This window comes from Ferruginibacter sp. (genome assembly GCF_049840995.1).
Taxonomy (GTDB): domain Bacteria; phylum Bacteroidota; class Bacteroidia; order Chitinophagales; family Chitinophagaceae; genus Ferruginibacter.
Map to the genome: position 1 here is coordinate 1,644,818 of NZ_JASGIP010000003.1, position 11,578 is coordinate 1,656,395.

Annotated in this window: 10 protein-coding genes; 9 read left to right on the forward strand and 1 reads right to left on the reverse strand. The window is 43.6% G+C overall.

What is annotated here, in order from left to right:
- Nucleotides 1–83: 83 nt before the first annotated feature.
- From QM738_RS08910 to QM738_RS08950, 9 genes are all read left to right on the forward strand, one after another.
- Nucleotides 84–734 carry a DUF47 domain-containing protein gene (locus QM738_RS08910; RefSeq protein WP_462276339.1) on the forward strand — a complete coding sequence of 217 codons (651 nt, stop codon included), beginning with the start codon at nucleotides 84–86 and terminating at the stop codon, nucleotides 732–734.
- A gap of 35 nt (nucleotides 735–769) precedes the next feature.
- Entirely contained in the window at nucleotides 770–1,921 is a 1,152-nt protein-coding gene (locus tag QM738_RS08915) for an anion permease (protein ID WP_462276340.1), read from the forward strand.
- Nucleotides 1,922–1,987: 66 nt separating this feature from the next.
- Nucleotides 1,988–3,013, forward strand: coding sequence for a UDP-glucose 4-epimerase GalE (gene galE / locus QM738_RS08920; protein ID WP_462276341.1), 1,026 nt, complete (start codon nucleotides 1,988–1,990; stop codon nucleotides 3,011–3,013).
- Between the two features lie 118 nt (nucleotides 3,014–3,131).
- Nucleotides 3,132–3,890, forward strand: coding sequence for a polysaccharide deacetylase family protein (locus tag QM738_RS08925; RefSeq protein WP_462276342.1), 759 nt, complete (start codon nucleotides 3,132–3,134; stop codon nucleotides 3,888–3,890).
- Nucleotides 3,891–4,007: 117 nt separating this feature from the next.
- On the forward strand, nucleotides 4,008–4,961 hold the full coding sequence (locus QM738_RS08930; protein ID WP_462276343.1) for a transketolase family protein: 954 nt from the start codon (nucleotides 4,008–4,010) through the stop codon (nucleotides 4,959–4,961).
- A 70-nt stretch (nucleotides 4,962–5,031) separates the two neighbouring features.
- Nucleotides 5,032–5,583 (forward strand): RNA polymerase sigma factor, encoded by a 552-nt coding sequence (locus QM738_RS08935; RefSeq protein WP_462276344.1) that lies wholly within the window; start codon nucleotides 5,032–5,034, stop codon nucleotides 5,581–5,583.
- 54 nt (nucleotides 5,584–5,637) lie between these two features.
- Nucleotides 5,638–6,636: a hypothetical protein gene (locus QM738_RS08940; protein ID WP_462276345.1), complete on the forward strand. Its 999-nt coding sequence runs from the start codon at nucleotides 5,638–5,640 to the stop codon at nucleotides 6,634–6,636.
- A gap of 7 nt (nucleotides 6,637–6,643) precedes the next feature.
- Complete coding sequence (locus QM738_RS08945; RefSeq protein ID WP_462276346.1) at nucleotides 6,644–7,060, forward strand: hypothetical protein; 417 nt, start codon at nucleotides 6,644–6,646, stop codon at nucleotides 7,058–7,060.
- Nucleotides 7,061–7,265: 205 nt separating this feature from the next.
- Nucleotides 7,266–9,887 carry a T9SS type A sorting domain-containing protein gene (locus tag QM738_RS08950; protein ID WP_462276347.1) on the forward strand — a complete coding sequence of 874 codons (2,622 nt, stop codon included), beginning with the start codon at nucleotides 7,266–7,268 and terminating at the stop codon, nucleotides 9,885–9,887.
- Between the two features lie 69 nt (nucleotides 9,888–9,956).
- On the opposite strand, the gene atpA is transcribed toward QM738_RS08950, so the two are convergent.
- On the reverse strand, nucleotides 9,957–11,534 hold the full coding sequence (gene atpA, locus QM738_RS08955) for a F0F1 ATP synthase subunit alpha (RefSeq protein ID WP_462276348.1): 1,578 nt from the start codon (nucleotides 11,532–11,534) through the stop codon (nucleotides 9,957–9,959).
- Nucleotides 11,535–11,578: the final 44 nt, after the last annotated feature.

The window sequence follows — 11,578 nt, forward strand, 5'->3', positions numbered from 1 at the left end:
GTGTTAACAAATCATTACCATTTGAAAAGCCCTTTATTTTTTTCCGCTAATAAATAACCTTTGCCCACAAAATTTAAATAATTATGTCAGGCTTAAATTCAGTGTTAAAGATCTTTTTACCAAAAGACAGGGTTTTCTTTCAACTATTTGAAAATGTTGTGGATGTGTTGGTAAAAATGGGCGAGAAATTAAAGGAAGTGGTAAAAGAACCCGACTTTGATGAAAGGGCAAAACTGATCAAACAGATTGAAGATATGGAGCACGTGAATGATGACTATACCCACCAGATATTTACCGAGCTGGGCAAGAACTTCATTACACCATTCGACAGGGAAGATATTCACTACCTCGCATCTGCACTCGATGATATTGCGGATTACATCCAGGCATCTGCCAAAAAGATCAACTTTTACAGGGTAAACCCCAATGATACCGGTATACATAAAATGTCCGAGATCATAGCACAGGGTTGTGTGGCAGTACATGATGCCGTAAAAGAATTGCGCAATATGAAGAATATGCGCCAGATCACGGATGCACTGGTGGCCATCAACAGTATCGAGAATCAGGGTGATGATATATTCGACATGAGCATTGAAAAACTGTTTGCCGAAGAAAACGACGCCAAAGAAGTGATCAAGAAAAGAGAGATCTACCAGGTAATGGAGATCGTAACAGATAAATGCGAAGATGCTGCGAATGTAATAGAATCAATCATTGTGAAGTACGCCTAAGCCGGGCAGCAGCAGTGATCTATCAAAACTAATTTATGACAACTTTACTTATAGCCATTATATTTCTTGCTATAGTATTTGATTTTATTAACGGCTTTCATGACGCCGCCAATTCAATCGCTACAATAGTTTCCACAAAAGTATTAACGCCCTACCAGGCCGTGGTTTGGGCAGCCTTCTTCAACTTTGTGGCCTTTTTTATCTTTAAAGAACATGCCATTGCCAATACTGTAGCTAAAACAGTACACCCCGAAGTGATTGTTGGCAGCAAAGGGCTTATCATCATTTTATCGGGACTTATTGCAGCTATTTTCTGGAACCTTTTAACCTGGTGGTACGGTATCCCTTCTTCCTCTTCTCATACATTGATCGGCGGTTTTGCCGGTGCGGCCATAGCGCATGCCGGCTTTAACAGCATCGACAGCGCTATGATATTAAAGACAGTTTTCTTTATCGTGTTGGCGCCACTGATAGGTATGGTGATCGCCATATTCATTACACTGGTAACCGTGCAGCGCAATTTCTTTATGAAGATGAGCATTATTGTGATACTGGTATCAGTCTGCGCCATCTTTGTACCGTTCTCCGGTGCAAAAGGAGAGATAGAAAGATGGATGCTGATCGGCTTGGGCGTGGTATTCTCCATTGCTTATACCATCAATTATATCAAAGGGGAAAATGCCTTCCGCACACAGAATATGTATAAAAAACTGCAGCTCGTTTCATCAGCCGCATTCAGCCTGGGCCATGGCGGATCGGATGCACAAAAAGTAATGGGTATCATTACCGCGGCGCTGGTGGCAACAGGTTACATCCATAAGTTTGAAGAAATGCCCAACTGGGTACCACTGGTATGTTATTCTGCCATAGCATTAGGCACCATGAGTGGTGGATGGAAGATCGTAAAGACCATGGGCACCAAGATTACCAAGGTAACCCCGCTGGAAGGTGTATGTGCCGAAACAGCCGGCGCCATTACCTTGTTTACAGCGGCTAACTTAGGGGCGCCCGTTAGTACTACGCATACCATCACCGGTTCTATCATTGGTGTGGGTGCAACCAAAAGGCTCAGTGCGGTACGCTGGGGCGTCACCATCAACCTTATATGGGCATGGATACTCACCATACCTGTAAGCGGCCTGCTGGCAGCCATCGTGTATTACGGCATCTCCTTCTTTACTAAATAATTTTTAAAGCATTGTATATTAAAAATCACTCACGCAAATGAGTGATTTTTTTATTTTCTTTGTAACATGGACAAAATATTAGTAACCGGCGGTTGCGGCTATATAGGATCGCATACCATCGTTGACCTTGTACAGAACGGCTATGAAGTGATCTGTGCCGATAATAATTCCCGCAGCAACGAAGCCATATTGAACGGCGTTGAAAAGATCATCAGTAAAAAGATCAAGAACTATAAAGTAGATCTATGTATCTATGATGATACCTATGCCATCTTCCAGGAAAACCCGGATATCAAAGGCATCATACATTTTGCAGCTTATAAGGCAGTAGGCGAATCGGTAGAAAAGCCGCTGCTATATTTTCAGAACAATCTCGATTCCCTCATTAATATTTTAAAATGCGCCGAAGAATTTAAAGTACCGCATTTTGTTTTCTCTTCTTCGTGTACGGTATATGGTAACCCCGATACGGTAATTGTAACAGAAGAGACCCCGCAAAAGCCTGCCGAATCACCTTACGGCGCCACCAAACAAATGGGCGAGCTGATAGTGAACGAAACCGTGAAGAACATATCACTCAGCGCCATATTGCTCCGCTATTTTAACCCGGTAGGGGCGCACCCTTCCATCCATATCGGCGAACTGCCATTGGGCAAACCGGCCAACCTGGTGCCTGCCATTACACAGACAGCTATAGGCAAAATCCCCATGATGAATGTATTTGGTACCGACTACGATACCCGTGATGGCAGCTGCGTAAGGGATTATATACATGTATGCGATATTGCCCATGCACATACCCTGGCCCTGAATTACCTGGTCGAAGCCAAAAACACTGCAAAATGCGAGGTATTTAACCTGGGCAGCGGGAATGGCTACACCGTGCTGGAAGCAATAGCCTCTTTTGAAAAGGTGAGCGGCGTAAAACTCAACTATCAACTGGGCCCCCGCAGGCCCGGCGACGTGGTGGCCATATATGCCAATAACAGCAAAGCCAGGACAGGCCTGGGCTGGGACCCCCGCTATACCCTCGACGAAATGATGGATTCTGCCTGGAAATGGGAACTGAAACTAAAAACAGAAAAAATATAATTGTAGAAAATACTACAAAAACCAGCTTTTTTTTGCTTTATCTTCGCCTCCTCTCCCAAAGTCCTTAACCCAGGAAGAAGCCTATATCCTATAAAAGAGCAGCTATAAAACCTTAAACATGGCTAAAAAAGTTGTTGTGGCATCATTTGCCCTCGTAATTATTGCTTGCCTATTCTCAGGCTGTAAAAAATTTGAAAAAGTGGGTCATTTGCAGGACCCCGGGATAGTACTCACCTTCGACGATGACAGGATCGATAACTGGTACAATTACCTGCCCTTGCTGGATAGCGCCAACGTACGGGCTACCTTTTATATCTGCAAATACAACCGGTTTACACCCGAACAAAAAAGAAAGCTGAACGAGATCAAAAATCACGGTCACGAAATTGCTTTCCATAGCCTGAATCATTATAATATGCAGGACTATGTTTATAAAAATAAACATACCATCGACGACCTGATGCGCTGCGAAATAGAAGCAGGGTTAAAGATGATGAACCAGGATGGGTATTATCCCACCACCTTTGCTTATCCTTACGGTGCACACAATGGCCTGTTTGATAAAATACTGATGCGCTATTTTAAAAGCGTAAGGGCGTTGAACGGTACACAGGATTTTTCGAAAAGTGTGGTACCCACCCAGCACAACGATGTATTGTATGGCCTGGGTATAGATAAAAGCAGCAACCGCCGCGACCAGGATGTGATCAGCATACTGCAATCGGCAAAAAATAATAACGGCTGCGTGGTATTTGTGGCACACGATATCAATTCGGGCAGCAAATACAGTGTAACACTGCACCGCTTACAGGAAATATTCAAATTTGTAAAAGAAAATAATTTAAAATATTACACTGCCGCAGAGATCTCCGAATAAAATTTATTCTATTAGAACTAACAGCTAATGTGGGCAACTTTTTAAGTTGCCCATTTTTTCAATCAAATCTTTCTTTACTTTGCACTTCATTGTTAAAAAAACAAAAGGCAAACTTATATGCTCAGTCAAATTCAGGTAACAGGTAATAAGGATACCCGCAGTGGTTTTGGAGATGGTATCCTGGAAGCAGCAAGAACCAACCCCAACATCATTGCATTAACAGCCGATCTGTTAGGATCGATGAAGCTGAATGGTTTTATAAAAGAATTTCCTGAACGCTTTGTACAGTGCGGTATTGCCGAAGCCAATATGATCGGTATTGCAGCCGGCTTGACCATCGGCGGCAAAATTCCTTATACCACCACTTTTGCCAACTTTTCTACCGGTAGGGTGTACGACCAGATACGCCAGAGCGTGGCTTACAGCGGTAAAAATGTAAAGATCTGTGCATCGCATGCCGGCCTTACCCTTGGTGAAGATGGCGCTACACACCAGATCTTAGAAGATATCGGCCTGATGAAAATGCTGCCGGGCATGACCGTAGTGGTGCCAGCAGATTATAATCAAACCAAGGCCGCCACCAAAGCCATTGCCGATCACGAAGGGCCCGTTTATCTTCGTTTTGGCCGCCCCGTTTGGCCCATATTCACAAAAGAAGAAGATTTTGTACTGGGTAAAGCACAAAAATTATCCGACGGAAAAGATGTGAGCATATTTGCCTGCGGCCACCTGGTGTGGAAAGCAGTGGAAGCCGGTAAAATACTCGAAGAAAAAGGCATCAGTGTGGAAGTGATCAATATACATACTATCAAACCGCTGGATACAGAAGCAGTGCTGGCCTCTATCCAAAAAACAAAATGCGCTGTAACAGCCGAAGAACATAATATCATTGGCGGCCTGGGCGACAGTATTGCACAGGTGGCATCCAAACATTTGCCAATACCGATCGAATACGTAGGAACGAATGATACTTTTGGCGAAAGCGGTAAACCAACCGAACTGCTTACCAAGTACGGACTGGACACACCACACATAGTGGCAGCAGCCGAAAAAGCCATGTCACGCAAGTAAAACATTAAACTTTTTGAATTAAAACCAATCTTACGATTGGTTTTTTTATTTTTACTGCCTCAAACCTTATATGGCAACACATTTAGATGATAAAGAACTGCTGTTGCAGTTCGCCGAGCCGGCTACCAGGGAGCGGGCATTTACGGCTATTATAAAAAAATACCAGGAAAAGCTGTACTGGCATATACGCCGTATGGTGGTGGAGCACGAAGATGCCAACGACGTATTGCAGAATATGTTCATTAAAGTATGGAAGGGGCTGGAAAACTTCCGCGAAGACAGCCAGCTGTACACCTGGCTGTACCGCATAGCCACCAACGAATCGCTTACTTTTTTAGAACAGCAGAAAAAAAGATCTTCTGTTTCGCTGGGCGATGTAGAGAACGGGCTGAGCAATAAACTGAAGGCCAGTGATAATTTTGATGCCAATAAACTGGAGTGGAAATTACAGCTAGCAATACAGCAACTGCCTGAAAAACAGAAAGTTGTATTTAATTTAAGATACTACGATGAAATGCCTTACGAAGAAATGAGCCGCATACTGGAAACCAGCGAAGGCGCTTTGAAAGCAAGCTATCATCATGCGGTAAAGAAAATAGAGGAATTTATACTGAATAATTAAACTTTTAACAAATAAGAAGGTCTTAAAGCCGGATGGAAAAAAAGAATCGACATATTGAATGAATTAAACGACATCAGCCCAATGCTGGCAGGCATCGGCAATGCAAATGTTTTTACAGTTCCTGATGGATACTTTAACAGCATTGCAGCAGTGGTTTTGATGTGTGTAAAAGAAGAAGCAGGTACAGCTCCTGAAAGCATGCCTGCATCCTCTATGGAAGTGCCGCAGGGATATTTCGATTCGCTGGCAGGTAACATCCTTAATAAAATAAAAGCACAGGAAAGCAGCAATACAGAGGAAGAAGCATTACCAGTGGTATTGCAAAACCTGGCGCATAAAGAAACATTTACAGTGCCTGCAGGTTATTTTGACTCGCTGGCGGATAATATACTGGCTAAAGCAAATGATAATTCAGCAGCAGAGTTGAAAGAACTTTCTCCATTGTTGCATGGTATATCAAAACAAAATGTGTTTACAGTACCGCAGGGATATTTTGAATCATTTGTAACCAATGTGCTCAATGCTGCTGAACAAGATAATGCGGCAACAGAATTAAGGCAGTTATCGCCTATGTTGTACAGCGTACAGAACGAAAATGTATTTACGGTACCACAGGGATACTTTGCATCACTCGCAGATACCATACTCAACAAAGTACAGCCACAACAGGCCAAGGTTGTAAGCATGGGCAGCAGGCGTATTGCTGCAGTATTAAAATATGCAGTGGCGGCAGTATTTACCGGTGCAATGGCATTGGGCGTGTATAAATTTGCGGGTAATAAAACTACAGATGGAGTTCAGGTGGCTGACCTCCCAATACCAGATTATAAAAAGATCAACCAGGAGATAAAAGATGTGGATGCGGAACTGGCAAAAGTTTCGGACGACGATATCATTAAATACCTGCAGGTAAACGGTACCGATGTGGATGTAGCACAAGTAGCTAATACAGTTGACGAAAAAGAATTACCAGCGCAGGAAGATTACCTGACCGATGATAAAGCACTGGATAAATACCTGGATAATATTGACCTGAAGGACCTAAAAAACTAAACCGATCATGAAAAAATTTATACTCATAGTAACCCTTTGCTTAGGTGGCTTTTTTGCCGCCAGGGCACAGGATACACAGCCGGGCGAAGAAACGCAAAGGCAGGAAAAGATACAGGCTTTATATGTGGCATATATAACGCAGCAACTGCAACTGACACCCGATGAAGCAAAAGAGTTCTGGCCAATGCATACCCAGTTCACCAACGAACTGAAAGCTGTAAAACAGGATCAGCCGGAACTGGATAAACAACAGGCGGTACTGAATATCAAAAAGAAATACCAGGCCGGCTTTACTAAAATACTCGGGTCAAACCGTTGCGAACAGTTTTATACAATCGATCGGGACTTTAAAAAGAAATTGCTCGAACGTATACGCAAGCAAAACCCCAATATACAAAGGCCTAAATTAAGAAGAGGTATCTGATAGTTTTTTATAATTATAATTTTAGAACTCTCGCATGCGGGAGTTTTTTTATTAGTGAATAATTGATAATAGTACCAGAAAACTATACTGCCACTATACTGTACTTATACTGTGGCAGATACAGAGATAAAGCGTAGTAACTCCGCAGTTAACTTATTGCTGCTTCCATCAATTATTGTTTATATTTGGTTTTAAAACCCCCTCCATGAAAAAAAACATCCGGCTACTGCTTTTAGCTACTGTTATCTGTATTCACAACCAATGTTTTTCGCAGGCGCTTTATCCTGTTTCCATCGATGAAAAAGTACAGGCTTCTTCCCTGATAGTAGAAGGAGAAGTGGTGGAACAAACAGCATTCTGGAATCCCGGTCACACCATGATCTTCACTTCCAATAAAGTAAAAGTGTATAAGAATTTTAAAGGAGATGCCAGTCCGGATTATATTGAAGTATTAACACAGGGGGGATCGATAGGCGATATGGCCATGGGCGCCACCGACCTGCTGGAACTGGACAAAGGATATATCGGTGTATTCTTTTGTTTTCCCAACAGCATTAACCTTGTATCACCGGTAACCAAGAACGTATTATTTGATGTGTACAGCAGCAGCCAGGGTTTTTTTAGTTATGATCTGCCGCATCAAACAGCCAGTGCACCATTTGTAAGATATGGTAATATAGAAAAAGAGATCTATCCCGAACTGGAAAAGAAAACCGGCAGGCCATTAAAAAATAAAGTACCCGGGTTTAAAGTATCTACCTTTTTTAAAGAACCCACCACCAATTCTGTATTAGGCGTTACCTCTTTTTCGCCGGCTTCGGTAAATGCAGGTAAACTGGCCGATCCGGCCACTAATCTTTTAACCATTAACGGAACTGATTTCGGCGTACAGGCGTCACCGGCAGGTATCAATTTTGATGATGCCAATAACGGCACCGGCGGTACCTCCTGGTTTGTATCAGCCACCAGCGATCTTATTGTAAGCTGGACCAATACACAAATACAGGTAAGAGTACCATCAAGGGCCGGAACAGGTTATTTCAGCGTGCAGGATAATATCGGCAGCACGGCCGCGGTATCTCCAACACCATTAACGGTAAACTACTCTATTTTAAATTTAACCTTCGGCAGCTCACCTACTGAAAGAATGCTGACGCTGATCAACAACAACGGCGCCGGCGGATACAATTATTTATACAGCACTGGTACCAATGGTGGTGGTGTAGATTTTACCACTTCTGCACAAAAGGATCCTTTTGAAAGAGCCATCACCACCTGGAAAGAAGTTTGCGGCTTGAATTATACTTATGCGGGTACCACTACTTCGCAAACCATTAGCCCGGGCAATGCAGTTAATGTGATCATGCTGGATAATACAGTAACAGGCGTACCGGTATTGCCCACTGGCGTATTGGCATCCTGTTATTATACCGGCAGCAGCTGCGCAGGTAACCTTACCACACCCAGCCCCGGTTTCGATATTCTTATAAGAAATGCAGGGGTATCAACCGGCTCTGTAAATTTTAATAACGGTCCCTGTAAAACGTCTACTGCCATTGCGGAGTACGATATGGAATCGGTATTGCTGCACGAGCTGGGACATTCGCTCGGCTTAGGGCATATCAATGATAGTTATATTGGCCCATGGCCCAATGTAGACCCGGGTAAGCTGATGAATTACGCCATTGTAAACGGGGTGGATAGACGAAGCCCCGACTGGTCGTGCTATACAGGTGCATTGTATTGCATCAATCCAAAATCATTCAGTTATGCTTCCTGCGGTGCCATTGCAGAAATGACGCCTTTAGCTACCACAACAGAATCGAAAGATAATTGCCCGATCACATTCCCTACCACATCTATCAGTTCGGGTACAACGGTGGCATTTGACCTGGACCATGCCACCAGCGATAAAACAGTTGATCCGCAATACAACGATATTAATTGTACCGCAACCGGGGCCGGCATTACCAATAATGCCTATTATGCTTTTAAAACAAATGCTTCGGGAGGATCGGTAGTGGCAACTATATCAAGCTACAGAACAAATCCCACTGCACAGGCAGCCTGTTCTGGCGCAGGAGTGGAGCTGGCTTTATACCAGGTATCCACCTGCCCAACAGCACAGGCATTCCCTGCACCCATATTCTGCAATACATTTAACGGTAACGGCCCGCTCTCTGCATTCACCGGGCTTGCAGCCAATACCACTTATTTATTGCATGTAGATGGTATCAGTAATACAAGGGCTCTTTTTTCAATGACATTTACAGGTGCAGCCCTGCCGGTAAAAATTACCAACTTTAACGGTACTGCGTACCCGACAAAGAATTATATCAACTGGCGCCTGGAGAATATCATTTCTGTAGAGAAGATCATTTTAGAAGGCAGTGCAGACGGAACCGTATTTACAGAACTGAATACACAAAAAATAAACAGCAATCTTGCCGCGCTGGATGGCAGCTATGACGATATTGATATTGCTGCAGTAAAATATTACCGGCTTAAAGTGGTGAACAGGTCAGGTGCTGTTGAATATTCCAATATCATCATACTGAAACAAAACCTGAAGACAACAGATATTATTGTATCGCCTAATCCAACAGTTGGCGCGGTAACTGCTACCTTCTTTAAAACTGCTGCCGGTGTTACATCGTTTAAACTGATGGACATGTCGGGTAAATTGATAGCAGAGGAAAAATATACATTGAGTGCGGGCAGGCAATCGCTGCAGCTGGGCCTGGTTAAAGAACAACCTGCTGGTATGTACCTGCTGGAGATATTAAATGACGGAACAAAGACAACACACAAGATCATCGTTAAGTAAAAGATAACAGCCAATAAAAAAGCTTCCACTTAGTGGAAGCTTTTTTATTTATTTTAACTGCAAAGCAGGTTATTTATACTGCGCTGTTAATCCTTTTGCCAGTTCGGTCATTTTCTTCAATGACTCGTCAGCAAGATTGCCTTTCTTAAATTCAGCCAGGATCTCAGGATATTTATTTTCCATTTCCATCAGGAAGTGGTCTTCAAATGCTTTTACATTTTTAACTGCCACATCCCTCAGTAAACCTTGTGTACCCAGGTAAATGATCGCTACCTGTTTTTCCACGCTGAACGGGCTGTACTGTGGTTGTTTCAGGATCTCCACGTTACGGGCACCTTTATCGATCACGTATTTGGTAGCAGCATCCAGGTCGCCACCAAATTTAGAGAAGGCTTCCAGTTCCCTGTATTGCGCCTGGTCCAGTTTAAGTGTACCAGCCACTTTTTTCATGGATTTGATCTGAGCGTTACCACCCACACGGCTTACCGAGATACCTACGTTGATAGCAGGGCGTATACCGGCGTTGAACAGGTTACCTTCCAGGAAGATCTGTCCGTCGGTGATAGAGATAACGTTGGTAGGAATATAAGCAGATACGTCACCTGCCTGTGTTTCGATGATCGGTAATGCTGTTAAAGAACCTCCACCTTTTACCAAGTGCTTGATAGATTCCGGCAGATCGTTCATCTGTTTGGCGATATCATCTTTTGCAATAACTTTTGCAGCCCTTTCCAGTAAGCGGCTATGCAGATAGAATACGTCACCTGGGTAAGCCTCACGGCCCGGTGGACGACGCAGTAACAAAGAAACTTCACGGTAAGCCACCGCCTGTTTTGACAGATCATCATAAATGATCAATGCAGGACGACCGGTATCACGGAAGAACTCACCAATGGCAGCACCCGCAAACGGAGCGTAGAACTGTAAAGGAGCAGGATCAGAAGCAGAAGCCGCTACGATAGTAGTATAAGCTATAGCGCCGTTCTCTTCCAAAGTCTTCATGATACCCGCAATGGTAGAAGCTTTTTGCCCGATAGCAACATATATACAGTAAACAGGCTTGCCTGCTGCATAAAATTCTTTCTGGTTGATGATGGTATCAATAGCGATAGCCGTTTTACCGGTCTGGCGGTCACCAATAATCAGCTCACGCTGTCCGCGGCCGATAGGGATCATCGCATCAATAGCCTTGATACCTGTTTGCAGGGGTTCTTTTACAGGCTCCCTGAAGATAACACCGGGTGCTTTACGCTCCAGCGGCATTTCGTATAATTCACCTTTGATAGGACCTTTACCGTCGATCGGTTCACCCAGGGTATTGATAACCCTGCCGCTCATACCTTCACCCACTTTAATAGAAGCGATCTGGCCGGTACGTTTTACTTTATCACCTTCTTTGATCTCGCTGCTGTCGCCCATCAATACCACACCCACATTATCTTCTTCCAGGTTCAGAGCGATGGCTTTTACACCATTGTCAAATTCCACCAGTTCACCACTGCGTACATTATTAAGGCCATATACACGGGCAATACCATCACCCACCTGTAATACGGTACCTACTTCTTCCAGGCTTGCAGAAGCATTAAAATTGCTCAACTGCTGGCGAAGGATCGCCGAAATTTCATCCGGTTTAATTTCTACCATAAAATATCAATTAATTTTATAAAGGCTTATTTTTTCAGGCTGCA

What these genes read in the sequence shown, in the direction of transcription:
- QM738_RS08910 (WP_462276339.1), top strand. Translation starts at nt 84, where the DNA reads ATGTCAGGCTTAAATTCAGTGTTAAAGATCTTTTTACCAAAAGACAGG.
- QM738_RS08915 (WP_462276340.1), top strand. Translation starts at nt 770, where the DNA reads ATGACAACTTTACTTATAGCCATTATATTTCTTGCTATAGTATTTGAT.
- galE (WP_462276341.1), top strand. Translation starts at nt 1,988, where the DNA reads ATGGACAAAATATTAGTAACCGGCGGTTGCGGCTATATAGGATCGCAT.
- QM738_RS08925 (WP_462276342.1), top strand. Translation starts at nt 3,132, where the DNA reads ATGGCTAAAAAAGTTGTTGTGGCATCATTTGCCCTCGTAATTATTGCT.
- QM738_RS08930 (WP_462276343.1), top strand. Translation starts at nt 4,008, where the DNA reads ATGCTCAGTCAAATTCAGGTAACAGGTAATAAGGATACCCGCAGTGGT.
- QM738_RS08935 (WP_462276344.1), top strand. Translation starts at nt 5,032, where the DNA reads ATGGCAACACATTTAGATGATAAAGAACTGCTGTTGCAGTTCGCCGAG.
- QM738_RS08945 (WP_462276346.1), top strand. Translation starts at nt 6,644, where the DNA reads ATGAAAAAATTTATACTCATAGTAACCCTTTGCTTAGGTGGCTTTTTT.
- QM738_RS08950 (WP_462276347.1), top strand. Translation starts at nt 7,266, where the DNA reads ATGAAAAAAAACATCCGGCTACTGCTTTTAGCTACTGTTATCTGTATT.
- atpA (WP_462276348.1), bottom strand. Translation starts at nt 11,534, where the DNA reads ATGGTAGAAATTAAACCGGATGAAATTTCGGCGATCCTTCGCCAGCAG.